The sequence below is a fragment of the Desulfobotulus sp. genome (assembly GCF_034006065.1).
GTDB lineage: Bacteria > Desulfobacterota > Desulfobacteria > Desulfobacterales > ASO4-4 > Desulfobotulus.
Map to the genome: position 1 here is coordinate 1 of NZ_JAVETM010000053.1, position 16,780 is coordinate 16,780.

Sequence of the window (16,780 nt, forward strand, 5' to 3'; positions counted from 1 at the left end):
CGGTGAGGCCTGCTCGCCGTAGTAGTTCCAGCTAATCCCGCTGTCATTGGAATGAAGCACCCATCCGCTGCCGGTGGAAACAAAAGCCCGGTCGGCATCCAGAAAAAAGATGTCGGTGACGCGACTTTTGGGGAGGTTTTCTAGAGAAAAGGCGACCTGCTTCCAGCCCACATAATCTGTGCGGTATAAGTTATAATCGTGATTCTCAGGATATTTTCCTGCCGTTAAGGCCTGATTTTTATAACTATGCACCCGCATCAACTGATCTTCGGGGGTGGTATGGCGGTAGTTGGTGCTATGCCAGTTTGCGCCACCATTGGTGGTTTCGTAAATCAGGCCTTCTTCACCCACTGCAAAACCATGGACTTTATCCCCAAAGTTGACACTCTGAATGATGGTTGAGCCCCGGTGTGTTTCCAGCATGTTTTTCCAGGTACGTCCCCCATCTGTGGTTCGTAAAAGCATTGATGATCCACGGCCATCCTGGCCGGTGACCCAGGCGGTTTTGGAGTTCAGCGCAAAGACATCGGTCACCATGGCAGCCGTAAACTCGTGCTGAATAAACCATTCAATGCCATCATAGGTGGCTAATATATAAAGCGTCTCGGATGCCTGGGGGTCACCAATGGCCCAGCCTTTGATGACAGATGGGTTCATATTGGCTGGATCGGAGCCGGAACATGCGGTCATGCCCAACCCGAAAAGTCCCAACGACAGTAGCAGGATCCCCCGGTGAATGAAAAGCCTTGTACGAGAGCATTGCGTAAGAATAAAAGATGGAACATTTTGCATGGCCTGATCTCCAAAATGAATTTGAGTTGGAAAGGCATGTCCTTTACGGGACTGTAGATTTTTTCATATGAAGAGTTTCTCCTCCAAACGGAAAGGGAAGGTATGGGTAAATGACCTGGTGTGGAAAGCCAGTCTCGGTTCTAAGGTGCCAATTGCTGTAAAAATGAATCCCAGTCCACATTGCCATCCTGGTAGTATCGATGCCTGCGGTATATGGCCTGGGCCTCACTGGCATACTGCGGAGGATCTGCTTCGGGATTGTAAATCAAAGTGGAAAGGCCATGGGCATTGGTAAACCCCTCTGTGGAGGTTTTTTTAAAATGAATGATTAAACGGTCTTCGCCAGCTTCCAGCGCATCATACACCTCCGTTGCACTCTGTTTCAGATCATGACTGGAAATAACCTGGTTTTCTTTGATGCGCTGGGTGAAATGCCTCAGATCATAATAGTGGTCATATAAAAACAGGGTTCGGTCTGGTATGCTGCTGGCGCGCTGGGTGTGGCGCAGAAGATCCAGCAAAACCGGAACATTGGCGTTCTGGTAACTCACATAGTCATTCAGGCTGCGGGCGAGGCTGTTGTAGGATGAGACAAAGGGGCTCAGTCGGCTCATGTCAATGGCCGCCAGGGTGTTTCCTTCCGCATACTCCGATACCATCCGTTTTGCCAACTCCCGTGATCCCAGGTCTGGATTTGCAGCAAGTTCCTCAATGAGGTTTTTTCCGATAATGCGCGCCCCCACTGTGGCCTCGGAAACAACCAGGTAATCCATGTTGCGATCTTTCAGTTCATACAGAACCTCAAACATCCCCATGAAGCAGGCCTGAAAGGCCAGCATATTGATGGCGCCGGTGCTGTTCACACGATGCAGAACCTCCGCCAATTGGGGCATTGTGATTTCCCTTTTAGTTGTCGGATTCGGGCTGACAGCCATTGCCATGCGACCGCTCATATCTGAAGGATCTGTCATATTTATGCCGTCACCGTGCCCACTGATAATCAGCAGGGTATTGTCGGCGGGGTAGTGCCGGAGGGCCATGGTCAGAAATTCTTCCAGAACCTGATATTCTCCGGGATCGATTTCCGTTGTTTCGGCGGTAAAATCATAATAGGGCGAGAGAATTCTGGATACGTCCATGAAATCATCAATGGGATCCGGATCAATGGTAAACTCAGGCTCCAAAAGATAATAAAGTCTTGTTCGATTGTTCAAGCCATCCGATGAAAGGGCGACCAGATTTACGTTGTTGTTTGAACCGGTCTTCTCCATGATCCGGAGGGTAGAGGAGTCTGACCTGGCATGAGCATGATCCGTGGAGTTGACGTACATCAGAACCGTCCAGGGTTTTTTCTTCGGATCGGGTTTGAGCAGAACGCTGTTAAAGGGCGGGGTGCGAAGAGGGTGCGTTGTGTTCGGCGCAACCGTCACATCCATCGTAACATCGGCGCAATCGGGGTAAGTGAATCCGACAGAATAGGAGCCTGGAGAAAGATTGGAAAACACAAACATGCCTTCCCGGTCGGCCTCTTTTTCCGTAACTGTCCGACCCTGGTGCATCAGGGTGATCTTGGCACCTGCAGCAGGAAAAAGGGGAAGTCCCGTATCCCCCCTGCGATCGACCCCTGGCCATTTGACAATGCCGGAGATGGCTCCGTAGTTACTTTGCATCATGATAATGGTGTCATCGCCGCATCCCCCCATCGTCAGCAGCGACACCGCAATCCATAACCCCCATGCCATACAGCTTCTTCTGTTCTTGGCGTGTTTCATTTTTTCCCCTTTCGTGTGTAGTCAGTTTGTAAAGGGCTGAAACCTGATTATAAAAGCGATGAGATGCTGCGGATACTCCCCCCGGCTGCCGGAAGGCAGCTCCGTATCCCTTCTGCGTGTGGAAACCCGGTAAGAGGTAGTTCCCCCTGGACGTTTTGGGTTTTTCAGCCCGAAGTTCCCTCCGTTGTCAGTTTTTTCTTCAGCGCCCGGATTCTTTCATAAGAAAGGGCGATCCTTTCCTTTGAAATGCGATTTTCCGCAACAAGCTTCTTGATGATATCCATGGCCTCCCCGGCAATGGCTTCGTTGTAGGGGGCCGGGGAGTTGTTGGAAAAGATCAGGATGTCCACCCCTGCCAGAATGGCCTTTTCAATGGCCACCTCCATGCCGTAATGCTCCGTGATGGCACCCATCTGCATATCGTCGGACACAATGATCCCTTCCCAGCCCAGGCGTCTGCGTAATATACCCGTGAGGGTACTGTGGGACAAAGTGGCTGGATCATCAGGATCCAGGTTTCTGTTGAAGGTGTGGGCCGTCATGACCATGCCTTTAAAATCATTCATGAAGTGGAGGAGATAGGGATAAAGTTCCAGGGTCCGCCAGGTATCCGAAGTATCGGTGAAGCCGTAATGGGAGTCTTCTCTGGAGCTTCCGTGTCCGGGAAAGTGCTTGAGGGCGGAAAGAACCCCCCGTTTTGCCTGCTCTTCCACAAAAATGGACGAATGTCTGAACACAAGCTCCGGGCTCGCGGAAAAACTGCGCTCTATTTTGCCGATCACAGGGCAGTCTGGGTTGACGTTTACATCCACCACAGGGGCAAAGTTCACATTGATGCCCAGATTCTGAAGGGTGTCCGCTGTCTGTGCCGCCCATTTGCGGGTTTCAGCGCCATCGTTGAGATCGCCAAGGTGCTGGGCGGAAACAGTGGCCGGAAAGCCGTAGCGTTCCTTCAGGCGGTTCACAAAGCCCCCTTCCTGATCAATGGCAATGAAAAGGGGGGTGGGAGAGGCCGACCGGAGGGTCCGGGTCAGGGCCTTCACCTGCTCTTCTGAGACGATGTTCCTGGGCCTTGTTTTGGAGGGCGCATCGTATTCATAGAGTATCACTCCGCCGATGTGACGATCCCTTATATCCTGAAAGATGGCATCCTCCTGCGTGATTTCCGTACCCCGGAAACCGATGAGGAGCATCTGGCCGATCTGTTCTTCCAGAGAAACCTCTTCGCCGGGATTTTCCGTGGAGCCGGAACAACCGGGCAAGAGAAAAAAAAGGACGAAAAGCAGAAAAAGGAGAAGCAGGGGTCTGAATTTCATGGAGCCTCTTTCTTGGGACGCCCGGAAAATGGGGAAAAGGAGAGAAAAAAGACGTGCAGGATGTCTTTTTTTAAGGGGATCCTGACGGGGATGTCAAATGAAAAGGATTCGGGAGTCCCTTGGCAGGGGAGATCGTGAAAATTGAATTCTTCTGAAAGACCCGTTATAGAGAAGGCATTGATTCAGAAAATGGTTGCTTGAGGGGATGCAGGTTTGTGCATGCGGGCCTGGGCGTGAAGGCAGGGTGTCTGGGATTCAGCGCGGAAAAGGCCATGCAGGATGGATGATAAACAGGAGGAAGATGAGGGATGGAGATAAAAAGAAGACGAGGGTTTTTTCTTGAATTTTTTTCAGGATGCGTGCTGCTCTTTGCCTTGGCCTCTTCTGGATTTTCGGACACCCTGGGCAGCCGCTGGATTGTGGAGCTCGAAGAACCAGCCCTGGCCCGCTGGGGCAGTGGCAAGGCGGGGGTGATCTCCTCAGGCCGCATTATTTTGCAGAGCGCGGAATCCCGGCAGTATCTGGCGGAAGTGGCGGCAGGGCAGGAAAAGGTGCTGCGCAGCATGCGGAGCGCAGCACCGGGAGTGAAGGTGGCTACCTTTCTGGATGGGGAAAACCGTAGGCAGGAGCACCGTTACAGCCTGCTTTTCAACGGGTTTTCCGTGGAAGCCCAGGGAAAGGATCCACAGGTGGTGATGGAAACGCTGGCGGGAATTGCGGGGGTTAAGGCCGTTCATCCGGTAAGATCCTACCATCCTTCCATGTATGCAAGTCTTCCCCTGATTGAAGCCCAGGCCCTGTGGGAGCATCCTGCCATCCAGAACAAGATGAAGGCCGGTGCGGGTATCCGGGTGGCCAGCATGGATACAGGCGTTCACAAGGATGCGCCCATGTTCAAGCCTGAAGGGTTTTCCTATCCCCTGGATTTCCCCGTGGGGGGAAAGGGATTTACGGCCAACAACAATGGCAAGATCATCGCTTCCAGGGTGTATTTTCGGCCCAATGATCCGCCTTCGGACAATGACAAGGATCCCTGGCCCGGACCGGATGGAGACTCCCATGGAGTGCATACGGCGGGTACGGCTGCGGGTAATCCGGTCAGCGCCCTCTTTCTGGGTGAAACCTATGCTCTGAGCGGTGTGGCGCCCGGTGCCTGGGTGATGAGTTACAAGGTGTTCTATGAGAGCGTTGCCGGAAAAAGCACCTTTGAAGATCCCGAGGGCATTGCGGCTCTGGAGGATATGGTGCGGGACGGGGCGGATGTGATCATCTGTTCCTGGGGAAGCGGCCCTCTGAGTACAGGGGGGCCCCATGATCCTCTGGATACGGCCCTTCTTAACGCCTGGAAGGCCGGTGTCTTTGTCAGTCTGTCCATGGGCAACAGCGGGCCGGACAAGGCCACAGGGGATCATCCTTCCGAGGATTATATGGTGGTGGCGGCCAGTAGCACGGGCGGAACCATTGCCGGAGGGAGTCTTGCCATTTCCGGGCCTTCTCACCTGCCAGAAGAATTTCAGAAAATGCCTGCGGGTATTGCGGATTTCGGAAATATTCCCTCCATGGGGTCACGCCTGAGCCATGGGTTTAAAACGGCAAAAAGCGTTGCACCGGAGAACATCCTGGCATGTGACCCCTTTGAAGGCAGGCCCTTTGAGGGACTTGCCGCTGTGGTTTCCAGGGGAAAATGCACCTTTGATGAAAAGGTGCGCAATGCTGAAAACGCAGGTGCAGTTTTTGTGGTGATTCACAACAACGAGGGTGACGATATCCGGGATCTCTCCTGCGGGCACGGGTGTGAAGAGATCCGGGCCTTTTCGGTTTTTATCGGGAAGTCCCATGGCGAGGCCCTTCTTGACTGGTACGAGACCCATGGGGAAACCGCACGGCTCACCTTTGATTTTTCACCCTATCAGGCAGGCAACCGGATCGATACCATCGCCAGGTTCAGCAGCCGGGGGCCTGGGGTGGGAAATGTTCTGAAGCCAGACATTGCAGCACCCGGCGTCAACATCCTTTCCCAGGGCTATGGCATGTTTCTGAAGGGTGAGGAAAAGCATCTGGGATATGGTCAGATTTCGGGAACGTCCATGGCAGCTCCCCACATTGCGGGTGCTGCGGCCCTTTTAAAGCAGATTCATCCCCTCTGGTCCAATACGGACATCAAGGCCGCCCTCATGGGTACGGCGAAATTCCTCGATATTCATACCCATGATGACCGGCCCGCCCAGCCCCTGGATATGGGGGCAGGCCGGGTGGATCTGAAGCGAGCCGTGGATCCCGGTGCCCTTGTCCATCCGCCCTCTCTGGGGTTTGGCCGGATCGGGGAAGGCGGGCAGAAAACGCTTTCGGTTTCCTTGCGAAACCTTCTGCCCACACCGGCAAGCTACAACGTTGAAACTCTGGATACCCGCGCAGGGTTTGAGGCCATCCGTCCCCTTGCGGGATTTCGGGTGCATCCTTCAGAGCTGCACCTGCAACCCTATGGAACGGCCCGCCTGGAGGTGGTGTTTGATGGCTCTCTCGTTTCGGAAAAAGGAGACCATCAGGGCTTTGTGCGGCTGAGAAGCGAAAAGCATGAGGTGCATTTTCCCGTATGGGCCAGGGTGGAGGCTCTTCCCGGAAGCCTTGGGGATGTGCTGCTTGTGGACATGGATGGCAGCACCTGGGGGGAGGGCCTGAAAGACTACAGATCCTATTATGCCGCAAGCCTGGGGGCACTGAACCTCACCTTTGATGTGCTGGATGTGAAAACGGTAAGCGAAGATCTTCAGATTCCAGAAGCTGCGGAGCTGGTCGCATACAAGGCCATCCTTCTTTTTTCCGGAGACAACAGAAATCGCATGCTTGCATCCGGAGATTACAATCGTCTTGTGGAATATCACAATGCAGGGGGATTGGTTGGGATCATGGGGCAGCACATGCTTTCTTCTGTGCTGGATTCCTCTTCCTTTTTTTACAGCCTCCTTGGCGAAAAGGTTTTGTCTACGAGTGTCACCGGGGGCGGATTGCCCAGCCTGCCCCTTATTGCCAGTGAGGATGCACCGCCGGTATGGAAGTCTGTGCTGCTGGATCTGGGAGAAGGGGGAGATGGGGCGGCCAACCAGACCCACATGGATGAATTGGGCAAGGGAGTTCTTCGTTATCCGGGCGGAACAGCCACGGACAAGGGGTATGTGCTGAAAATCCATAAAGGTCAGCCGAGCCTGGAAACGCCGGGATTGACCAATCCCGGTATGGTTGTGCTTGCAAGCTTTGGTCTTGAGGGAGTGAACAACGACAGAGGCAGCGTCCGCAGGGAAGAGCTGATGAAGATCCTACTGGACTGGGCCTGGGACAGACCCAGGGTGCAGATCCGGAATGTGACGGAAAACACCCCCAATGCCATGGGTATGTCGCGATTTGAGGTGGATTTTGACTCAGATACCGCAGGTGTGGCGCCGGTCTCTGTGCGCTGGGATCTGGGGGATGGGAGCGGATTCAAGGGGCCTTATGACACGGCCCTGATCGGTCATGTGTATGAAAAATGCGGGGCCTATACTCTGCGTGCCGAGGTGCTGGACACCCAGGGCAACCGCACCCTGGCTTCTTTGGATGCGGAGGTTTCCCATTGCCTTGAAAAGGAAGAGCCTTCTGCCTGTTTCATCGGAGGTCTTATTCGGAGTCCGTTCTGAACAGTATCACAAACAAGGGGTATGGCCCCACAGGAGAAGAAAATCATGGAAAAACATCCGTTTTTAAGGGGAGGGCCGGTTTTATGCCTGGTCATTTCCATCTGGATTCTCCTTTGCGGCGGAGTCTTCGCCAAAGAAGGACGATGGATCGTGGCGCTGGAAGCCGAACCCCTGACCCAATGGGCTGCAGGACGCGGGGATGTGATGTTCCAGGGGCGTCTGGATTTTCAGTCCGAAGCCCTCAGCGCCCGCCTTGCCACCCTGGAAGCGGCCCAGGAAAAGGTGGTGCAGCGTGTGCAGAGCACACTTCCCGGCATTCGTGTGGCCCGTTTCCTGGATGAGGAAAACCGTATCCGCGAACATCGTTACAACCTGCTTTTTCATGGTTTTACCGTGGATCTTGGTGATCTGGATGCCGAGGCTGCTGTGGAAAAGATCCTTAAAATACCGGGGGTTCGGGCGGTTTATCCTTCGCGATCCCATGGGGCGTCCATGCACCGAAGCCTTTCCCTCATCCAGGCCTCCTCTCTCTGGGAACACCCCCAGGTGAGGGAGAGGCGCAAGGCCGGAGCAGGGATCAAAATTGCCAGCATGGACAGTGGTATTCACAAGGATGCGGCCATGTTTTCCCCTGAGGGGTTTTCCTGGCCCCTTGGGTTTCCCGTGGGTGGCCTGGGGCTGACAGCCAACAACAACGGCAAGATCATCGCATCGCGGGCCTACAGCCGGGCCGATGATCCCCCTGCTCTGGGCGATAAAGATCCCTGGCCGGGGCCGGATGGAAATTCCCACGGTGTGCATACGGCGGGAACAGCTGCGGGCAATCCTGTGATTGCGGATTTTTTCGGAGACAAGGTGGAAATCAGCGGTGTGGCTCCCGGCGCCTGGGTGATGAGTTACAAGGTGCTGTACAAGAGTCAGGCGGGAAAAGAGACCTTTGATACACCCGAGGGCATTGCCGCCCTGGAAGATATGGTGCGGGATGGGGCGGATGTGATCATCTGTTCCTGGGGAACAGGGCCCTACAGTACGGGCGGTGCCTATGACCCTTTGGACACGGCCCTTCTCAATGCCTGGCGGGCCGGTGTTTTTGTCAGCCTTTCCATGGGAAATGACGGACCCAACAAGGGAACCTCCGACCATCCTTCAGAAGACTACATGGTGGTGGCTTCCATAGAAAACGGTCGTCTGATTTCCGGTTTTCTGGAGCTGACGGCACCCCAGGTTCCGGAAAATCAGCCTTTGAGAACGGATATGTTTCTTGCGGATTTCGGGCCGAAACCCTCTTTGGGTGCGCGGATTTCCCATGCCTTTAAAGCGGCAAAAACGGTGAATCCGGACAATGCTACGGCCTGTCAGCCCTTTGAGGATCGTCCCTTTGAAGGACAGATTGCCCTGGTGCAGCGGGGCGGGTGTAATTTTGATGTGAAGATTCTCAATGCCCAGAATGCAGGGGCTCTCTTTGCTGTGGTGATCAACACGCAAGGGGAGGAGATTTATCCCATGGGCTGCACGGATTTTTGCGAGGAGGTGGAGATCCTTTCCGTACTCATTGGCCGGACGGCGGGAAGTTATCTGGAGGAGGTGGACGCGGAGCTGCCGCAGGATGCCAAAAGGGAGCTTCTGTTTTCCTTCACGCCTCAGTTTCGGGATGAGGGACTGGAAAGGCTTGCGGGGGACAGCAGCCGGGGGCCCGGCGTGGGGCTTACCTTAAAGCCGGACATTGCGGCTCCGGGTGTGAATATCTTTTCCCAGGGCTTTGACAGGGAAGCCCAAGGCGAAGCCGTACATCTGGGCTTTGGCATGGTGTCCGGTACCTCCATGGCAGCTCCCCATGTGGCAGGTGCTGCGGCCCTTTTAAAACAGATTCATCCTCTCTGGTCCAACAGTGACATCAAGTCCGCCCTCATGAGTACTTCGAAATTCAAAGATATTCACAACCAGGACGGCAGCCCCGCCCAGCCCCTGGACATGGGGGCAGGCCGTATGGATCTTGCAAAAGCCGTGGATCCCGGCCTGATCCTCAGCCCCCCGAGTCTGGGCTTTGGCCTGATGGCGGAAGGGGAGAAAAAGACCCTTCACCTGACGGTACGCAGTGTTGTTGGAGAATCGAAAACCTACACCGTGAGTACCCTGAATACGGAAGAGGGGTTTGATAAGGTAAACCCTTTCAGCGGTGTCACTGTCACGCCTCAGTCATTCACCCTGGCCCCCTTTGGAAGTACCACCCTGGAGGTGAGTCTCGATGCGGGCAGGGGAGCTGGGGATCGCCAGGGCTATGTGCTGCTCAGAAGCGACACCCATGAGGCCCATTTTCCCGTATGGGGTCGGACTGCGCCGGATCCCGGTACCCGGAAGGGTGTTCTCCTTGTGGATATGGATGGCAGCGCTTTCCGTGCAGATCTTAAAAATTATCAAGACTATTACATCCGGGCGCTGGAGGCTCTGAGCCTGACCTCGGATGTCCTGGAGGTGGAAAGCGGGATCTGGGAGCCCCGCATTCCCGAGGCCGCAGCCCTGGCGGGATATGGGGCCATGCTGCTTTTTTCAGGAGACAATGGGGAGCCCACCCTTACTCCTGAGGACATGGATCGCATTGTGGAGTTTGGCAACAATGGAGGGCTTATCATTGCCATGGGACAGCACATGTTTTCCAGGGTGCTGAATCCGGGCAGCATTTTTTATAAGATTTTTTTTGGACAAGATGTTGTGACCGACAGTGTCAGCGCAGGGGAGCTTCCCGTTTTACCCGTGATGGGCAGTGAAGATGCACCTCCTGTCTTCTCCCGTATCTGGCTGGATTTTGGAAAAGATGGCGATGGTGCGGGCAATCAGCGGTTCATGGATGGATTTTCCTCCGGTATACTGCGTTATCCCGGAGGGGTCGGCGGGCCGGGGGGGTATGTGTTGAAAACGCTGAAAAAATCGCCGGATCTTGAAACACCGGGGATCACCAATCCTGGCAGGATAATTTTTGCGGGCTTTGGCCTTGAGGGAGTCAACAATGACAGAGGGGCGGTCCGCAGGGAAGAGCTGATGGAGCTGCTCTTCGACTGGGCCTGGGACAGTCCCCGCGTGGAAATCCTTGATATCTCTGAGGATACGCCCAATCGCATGGGGATGTCCCGTTTTGAGGTGACTTATACCTCGGATGCAGGCGCAGACCCGGTTTCTGTGCGCTGGGATATGGGAGACGGCAGCGGATTCAAGGGGCCCTACGATACGCCTCTGATTGGCCATGTTTATGATAAATGCGGGCCTTATGCCTTGCGCGTTGAGGTGCTGGACTCGCTGGGAAACCGCACCCTGGCCAGCCTGGAAAGGGAAATCACCCACTGCCTTGAAAAGGAAACGGCTGTTCCGGATGAGCCGGTAAGCTGTTTTATCGGTGGCCTGGTGGCCCCAGGGTCCTGAGGCTTTTCGGCCATTCCCCTTGATTCGTCAAAAAAGGGCGCTGTGGGAAGATGTATTTTCCCATGGGCCCTTTTTCTGATGGCCTGCGCATCATGAAAAATATCTGGGTTTCTGTGGAATGCAGAAGGAAAAACAAGGACACAGATACCGGAAAAAACGCAGCTGCGTCCTTGTTGTTTCAGGGCAGGGAGAAATCAGCGGGTCTGTTCGGCCAGGTAGGGTCCGATGCCCATCTGGGAGATCTGGTCTTTCTGGGTTTCAAGCCAGTCGATGTGATCTTCCTCATCTTTCAGGATGGCCCGGAGCAGCTCTTCGGTGCCATGGTCGCCCAGCTCGGCACAGAGGGCGATGGCCTTGTTGTAGGCTTCAATGGCCCCTTTTTCCGCATGCCAGTCGTTTTCCACCTGATTGGGTACTTCAGGGCCGATGTGGATTTTGTTGAGGTTGCTGACAATGGGGCGACCTTCCAGAAAGAGGATGCGGCCGATGAGCTTTTCCGCGTGCTTCATTTCGTCAATGGCCCGCTTTTCCACACTGCTGTGCAGCCGATCGTAGCCCCAGTCGTCGCACATTTCCGAATGCACCATGTACTGGTTGATGGCGGTTAGCTCGTCGGCAAGCAGCTCGTTCAGTACGGCGATGATCTTTTCATTTCCCTTCATGTCTTGCTCCTTGGATTGGGGTGGACGTTTTTGGGACGGGGTTTATAGGAAGGCCTGGCTGCAATAAAGCAGGCCAGGAGAAAATAGGCAAGGCTTTGGGCCCATAGCTGAAGGAATTCGGGTCTGACCATGGAAAAGTCCGCACCCATGTGATTGAGTTTGAGAAAGCCCGCAATGCCCGGTGTTGCGGGCAGGCACTGGGAGAGAAGGCGCAGGGGAGCGGGAATGGCTTCCACGGGCCAGGAAAATCCGGAAAGAAAAAGAATGGGAATGGAGGTGAACAAAAGGGCCATCATGGCGGAAACCCGTTCCCGGAACAGATGCCGGAGGGAAAGGCCGAGGCAGATGGTGGCCAGCAGAAAGGGCAGGAGAAAGAAGAATAGCTCCCAGAGTCCTGCACGTTGGGGGTAGGCGTAAATCCGGAAAAGAATGCCGAAAAACCACACCACATGCAGGATGTAGAGGGGCAGATACACAAGGATGCGGGCCAGAGTCCGGGCAAAGGGGGAGACGGGGCCTGCGGAGTCAGGGAGATGGCCATGTTCCCTTTGGGTGCCGCCCAGCATGCCGATGCCGATGAGTAAGGTCTGATGCAGGATGAGGACCAGAACGGCGGGGACGATATAGGCGCCGTACCCCCCTGCGGGATTGAAGAGAAAGACGTTGCGGAGGGGCAGGGGATCCCTTGCGGCCAGGGCCTGTCTGCGGGGCAGGCCCTGGGCTGAGAGACGCTGGATTTCAATGCCTGCGGAGAGCGTACCTGCGGCTTCCTGTACCCCCATGGCCACCTGACGGTAAACGAGAAAATAGCTGGCGTCACAGTAAAGGGGAAGGCTTGCCGTCCGGCCCTGGCGGATGCGGAGGGTGAAATCCTGGGGAATGACGAGAATGCCGCTGGCCTCCCGCTGGATGAAATGTTTCCTTGCGGTCTCGAAATCCGGAACCTGGGAGGTAATGCGGACGGTTTCCGTGGCGTCCACCATGCGGAGGAGCTTGCGGCTTAAGCTGCTTCCTTCCTGATCCACCACCACGATGGGAACCTCCCGCAGAACGGCGTTGCGGTAGGGTAACGGGTAGACCGCAGGATAGATGAGCTGCACACCGAAAAAGAGCAGCAGAATCCCCGGATCTTTGAGGATGCGCAGGGCTTCGGCCCGCCATTCCTGAAGAAATGTCTTCATGACCGCCCCCAGCATTCAGGATTTTTCAGGGTTCTGGGCATGAGGGCAAAACCTGCACCACTGGCCAGAAGAATGAAGAGCCAGAGACTACCAAAGGCGTCCAGAGAAACCTGTACCGGCGCTCCCCGGAGGGTCTGATCCACAAAGAGCCTTAGGTAATGGGTGAGGGGCAGAAGATCCCCCCAGATACGGGCGGCAGAGGGCATGCCCATGGCGGGAAAGGTGATGCCCACAAAGGCAAAGGCCGTGCTGGCGTAAAAGGAGGCGAGGCTTAAGGCCATGCGCAGGTTGGCGCAGAGGGCCACAAGAAAGATACCGATGGCCTGGTAGGCGAGGATCATGCTGGCGGCGCTGATGCGAAGAAAAAGGGCGCTGCCTTCCATGGGAACGCCCATGCGGAAGAGAAAGGCGTTCATGAACAGTCCCCAGACCCAGAAGATGAGGGTGTAGGGAAGGAGTTTGGCGAGCATGGCGACGAGCGCACTGCCCCCTGCCCTTTCCAGCCACTGGCCCGCTGTGCTGTGGGCCAGCTCCGAGCCAAAGGCGTAAATGATGGATGTGATGACAAACATGTGGAGCAGGGTGGGCAGCAGGGTGGCCGCAAGAAAATAGAAATAGTTGGTGTAGGGATTGAAGGGGGCCCGCATGTCCACACGGATGGGCTGGATACGGGCCATGGCGGCTTTGCGGGTCTGGCCTTCGGCCATGTGGCGTTTCAGCTCCAGACCCGCAGACAGAGACTGCATGGCCAGGGTGGCGTCTTTCATGATGAGGCTGGCCGCAATCATGTAGGTGTTGTTCACATAAAGGCTGGTGACGGGGGCAAGGCCCCGTCTGGCCTCCTTTTCAAGATCCTTCGGGATGAGGAGAAGCCCATAGACTTCTCCCCTCTGAATGGCCTCCTGGCCTTCGGGAAAGTCTGGGACCACAAGGTGGATGCGGATGCCCGGGGTGGCATCCATGCGGCGGATGATTTCCCTTGAAAGGGCGGAATGATCCTGGTCCAGAACGGCTACGGGAAGATCCCGGAGAACGCCTTCTGAGAAAAACCAGGCGATGAAGGCAAAGGCTAAGGGCGGCAGCGCAAAGAGGGAGAGCAGGAGCAGACGGCTCCGGGCGATGCGGCGAAGCTCCCGGCAGAAGGTGGCCCGAAAGCCCGTTTCCGGAATCAGCGCTTTCACGGTTCTTCTCCTTCCGGGGAAGAGAGATTCTCCCAGATGACGATGGCGCTCATGCCGGGGCGCAGCCCAGGGACGGGTTTTTCAGGTCTGGCCCGGACCTCAAAGGTTTTCAGGTCAAAATCTCCCCTGGCCCGGGTGGCCCGCCAGGTGGCAAAGTCGCCCATGGCGGCGATGTGGGTCACCTTCAAGGTGTAAAGTCCCTCGCCCATGGCGGGAAAGCGCGTGGGCAGGAGGGTCCCCATGCGGATGCGGGGAAGGAGATCTTCCCGGAGCTGGAAGGTCACCCAGGTATCCTCCAGATCCACAAGGGAAACCACGGGAAAGCCGGGACTGACCAGTTCCCCCACCTCGGCATTGATGGCCGAGACCTCCGCGGAGAGGGGGGCGGAGAGCCGGGTTTCCCGAAGATAGGCCTCGACCTCAGACACAGCCCCTTCGGCCTGGGCGACGAGAGCGTCGGCTGCGGCCCTGTCTTCCTGCCTCGCGCCAGCCTGGGCCATGTCGTATCCGGCGCGGGCGGCTTCGGCGGTTCTTCGGGCAGCGATCATGCGGGCTTCGGCCTCATCCTTCTGCTGGGCAGGAACAACCCCTTCGGCATGGAGACGCTGGATGCGGGCAAAGGTTTTTTCCATGAGGGTGGCGTTGGCCTCTGCGGTCTGCCAGGCATTGTAGGCGGATCGGATTTCTTCCCTGCGTGCGCCGGTGTGGGCCTTTTCCTGCTGGGCGCTGGCCGCCCGCTCCGCAGCGGTGGCCTGGCGGAGCTTGGCTTCAATCTCAGGGCTTTCCAGTTCAAGGAGGAGGTTGCCCGCCAGAACGCGCTGGCCCTCTTCCACATAGAGAGTGGCAATGCGGCCGGGAATTTTGGAAGAGACATGCACTTCTCGGGCCTCCACCTGCCCCTGAAGCAGAAGGGGGGGCGGCGTGAGAAGACGCCAGCCCGCAATGGAGAGGGCAGTGAGGATGAGTACCAGGGTGATGAGGGCTGCAATGCGCTGGGTAAGGCTCATGGGATTTCGGCCTCCTTTTCTGCCTGTTTCCGATACTGTTCAAAGGCCTGGGTGTCGCCTGCGGCCTCAAGTAGTTTTGCAAGGGCCAGGTCAAAGGCAAAAAGGGCCTGGAGGTGGGCGATCTGCACTCTGGAGAGGGCCATTTCCGCGTCCACCACATCAAGGGAAGTGGCAAAGCCTTCTTCAAAGGCGCGGGTGCGTACCCGGAGATACTCCCTTGCGAAGGTGCGGGAGGCGGCGAGGGCGTCGATCTGTTCGATGGCCTGCATGAGACTCTGGTAGCGACTTTCCACCAGGGTTTCCACATCCCGGATGGCCTGGGCGTGAAGCTGGCGGACCTGGCGGGAAAGGGCGTCCGCTGCGGCGACCTTGCCGGGTCTGGCAAAACCGTCAAAGAGGGTGAAGCGGGCGCCCACTCCTGCGGCCCACTGGGGATCAAGGGCCGTGAGGTCGTCTTGGGCAAGGGCCCTTGTGCCGAAGAGGAAAATTTCCGGTCTGTAGGCGCTTTTTTCCATCTGAAGTCCGGCTGCGGCCAGGTCCTGCTGCTGGTGGAGCTGGCGGAGAATGGCATTCTGACTGCGGGCCTTCTCCGTGAAATGATCGAGATCCGGGATGTTGCGGTTGAAAAAGAGAGGGGAAAGGGGCTGGACCTTGTCCTCGCAGGCAATGAGGGTTTTCAAGGCCGTTCGGGCGATCTCGGCATCCCGGACCGCTTTTTTATATTCGCGGTCCGCCTCCTCCGCAGCCACCTGGGCGTGAAGTCTTTCAGCCAAGGCAATCATGCCCGTTTCTTCGAGGCGCATGGCCTGATGAAGATGCTGTTTCATGCCCTCGTGAACCTCACACCGCACCTTGACCACGGCGTCCGCAAGGCGTACCCCGAAATACAGACGGACCAGTTCGCTGAACATCTGATCCGTCAGCCCCTCACTTTCATGTATGGAAAGTCTGCGCCGGACTTCCGCCGCCCGGTTGGCGGCCGTGATTTTTCCCCCTGTATAAACAGGCCAGGAGAGGGTGAGGTCACTTTTGATAAAATTCTGATCCTGGAGCCTGTGGCTTTGGGGCATCTGGCCCGCAATGGCCGCAATCTGCTGGGGGGGAAGGCCGGGGTGAAGGGTATGGATGAGCTGGCCTGTCATGGCCCCCAGAGCGCCGAGTTCCACCTCAAGCGGGGCGTCCATGTGGGTCCAGGAGGCCGATACCTGCACCTTCGGATAGTAGAGGCCCCGGGCTGCCTTTTCTTCCGCTTCCCGTTGTTCCATGGCGGAGCGGGAGGCGGCGATGCGCTGGTTTTCCGCCATCATGCGGGAAAGGGCCTGATCAAATTCCAGGGCCAGGGTGTGGACGGGAAAAAGGAGAAAAAGCCCGAGCAGGGTCAGCAGGCCGGGGTGGTATAAGACCAAGACCCTGGTTTTCCGGGATTCTGCCGCAGGAAGCCTTCGGGGCGGTGGCGGCTCACAGGTAAAAAACGGGGGCATGGATGTGTTTGTCATGGGATTTCCGTGTCCATGGCGCAGCCAAAGGGAGGCGCTTCCGTAATATAATGGGCAAGGCTGCATGCGGCTGTGGGCTGCATGCGGATGACGGTCATGGTGATGGCCGCAGCCGCGCAGGCTCTGGCCAACAGGCAGAGCCAATCATAATACAGGGTGTCAATGATGGGAATACGGCTTAGGTCATAAAAAAGAATCCGGGCGTTTTTCTGTTGCAGCGCATGGAGAATTTCCGGAATGAGGATTTCCGGGCTGGAGGGATCCAGGGCCATGTCCGGCTCCAGAAGC

General features: G+C 56.4%; 11 protein-coding genes. 2 read left to right on the forward strand and 9 right to left on the reverse strand.

The features are described from left to right. From RBR60_RS14505 to RBR60_RS14515, 3 genes are all read right to left on the reverse strand, one after another. A partial coding sequence (locus tag RBR60_RS14505) for a WD40/YVTN/BNR-like repeat-containing protein (RefSeq protein WP_320358065.1) occupies positions 1 to 792 on the reverse strand: 792 nt, incomplete at its 3' end. A gap of 140 nt (positions 793 to 932) precedes the next feature. Then, the gene (locus tag RBR60_RS14510) at positions 933 to 2,564 is read right to left on the reverse strand and encodes a clostripain-related cysteine peptidase (RefSeq protein ID WP_320358067.1); all 1,632 of its coding nucleotides are present in this window, start codon (positions 2,562 to 2,564) and stop codon (positions 933 to 935) included. Between the two features lie 164 nt (positions 2,565 to 2,728). Further along, entirely contained in the window at positions 2,729 to 3,880 is a 1,152-nt protein-coding gene (locus tag RBR60_RS14515; RefSeq protein WP_320358069.1) for a glycoside hydrolase family 3 protein, read from the reverse strand. A gap of 308 nt (positions 3,881 to 4,188) precedes the next feature. On the opposite strand from RBR60_RS14515, the gene RBR60_RS14520 reads away from it, so the two are divergent. Both RBR60_RS14520 and RBR60_RS14525 read left to right on the forward strand, forming a co-directional pair. Continuing rightward, positions 4,189 to 7,551, forward strand: a complete 3,363-nt coding sequence (locus RBR60_RS14520) for a S8 family serine peptidase (RefSeq protein WP_320358071.1) — start codon at positions 4,189 to 4,191, stop codon at positions 7,549 to 7,551. 45 nt (positions 7,552 to 7,596) lie between these two features. Then, the gene (locus RBR60_RS14525; protein WP_320358073.1) at positions 7,597 to 10,965 is read left to right on the forward strand and encodes a S8 family serine peptidase; all 3,369 of its coding nucleotides are present in this window, start codon (positions 7,597 to 7,599) and stop codon (positions 10,963 to 10,965) included. A gap of 194 nt (positions 10,966 to 11,159) precedes the next feature. Here the strand turns inward: RBR60_RS14525 and bfr are convergent, their stop codons facing one another. From bfr to RBR60_RS14555, 6 genes are all read right to left on the reverse strand, one after another. Beyond that, positions 11,160 to 11,627 carry a bacterioferritin gene (gene bfr / locus RBR60_RS14530; protein ID WP_320358075.1) on the reverse strand — a complete coding sequence of 156 codons (468 nt, stop codon included), beginning with the start codon at positions 11,625 to 11,627 and terminating at the stop codon, positions 11,160 to 11,162. Next, positions 11,624 to 12,808, reverse strand: a complete 1,185-nt coding sequence (locus tag RBR60_RS14535; RefSeq protein ID WP_320358077.1) for an ABC transporter permease — start codon at positions 12,806 to 12,808, stop codon at positions 11,624 to 11,626. The genes bfr and RBR60_RS14535 overlap by 4 nt, the downstream gene beginning before the upstream one ends. Further along, positions 12,805 to 13,989 carry an ABC transporter permease gene (locus RBR60_RS14540; RefSeq protein ID WP_320358079.1) on the reverse strand — a complete coding sequence of 395 codons (1,185 nt, stop codon included), beginning with the start codon at positions 13,987 to 13,989 and terminating at the stop codon, positions 12,805 to 12,807. Before RBR60_RS14540 ends, RBR60_RS14535 begins: the two co-directional genes overlap by 4 nt. Further along, positions 13,986 to 14,996: an HlyD family secretion protein gene (locus tag RBR60_RS14545; protein ID WP_320358081.1), complete on the reverse strand. Its 1,011-nt coding sequence runs from the start codon at positions 14,994 to 14,996 to the stop codon at positions 13,986 to 13,988. The genes RBR60_RS14540 and RBR60_RS14545 overlap by 4 nt, the downstream gene beginning before the upstream one ends. Continuing rightward, complete coding sequence (locus tag RBR60_RS14550) at positions 14,993 to 16,492, reverse strand: TolC family protein (protein ID WP_320358083.1); 1,500 nt, start codon at positions 16,490 to 16,492, stop codon at positions 14,993 to 14,995. Before RBR60_RS14550 ends, RBR60_RS14545 begins: the two co-directional genes overlap by 4 nt. After that, positions 16,489 to 16,780 (reverse strand): hypothetical protein (locus RBR60_RS14555; protein ID WP_320358085.1); only part of this gene is annotated, 292 nt, incomplete at its 5' end. The genes RBR60_RS14550 and RBR60_RS14555, both read right to left, overlap by 4 nt.

What these genes read in the sequence shown, in the direction of transcription:
- bfr (WP_320358075.1), bottom strand. Translation starts at nt 11,627, where the DNA reads ATGAAGGGAAATGAAAAGATCATCGCCGTACTGAACGAGCTGCTTGCC.
- RBR60_RS14525 (WP_320358073.1), top strand. Translation starts at nt 7,597, where the DNA reads ATGGAAAAACATCCGTTTTTAAGGGGAGGGCCGGTTTTATGCCTGGTC.
- RBR60_RS14550 (WP_320358083.1), bottom strand. Translation starts at nt 16,492, where the DNA reads ATGACAAACACATCCATGCCCCCGTTTTTTACCTGTGAGCCGCCACCG.
- RBR60_RS14515 (WP_320358069.1), bottom strand. Translation starts at nt 3,880, where the DNA reads ATGAAATTCAGACCCCTGCTTCTCCTTTTTCTGCTTTTCGTCCTTTTT.
- RBR60_RS14535 (WP_320358077.1), bottom strand. Translation starts at nt 12,808, where the DNA reads ATGAAGACATTTCTTCAGGAATGGCGGGCCGAAGCCCTGCGCATCCTC.
- RBR60_RS14520 (WP_320358071.1), top strand. Translation starts at nt 4,189, where the DNA reads ATGGAGATAAAAAGAAGACGAGGGTTTTTTCTTGAATTTTTTTCAGGA.
- RBR60_RS14510 (WP_320358067.1), bottom strand. Translation starts at nt 2,564, where the DNA reads ATGAAACACGCCAAGAACAGAAGAAGCTGTATGGCATGGGGGTTATGG.
- RBR60_RS14545 (WP_320358081.1), bottom strand. Translation starts at nt 14,996, where the DNA reads ATGAGCCTTACCCAGCGCATTGCAGCCCTCATCACCCTGGTACTCATC.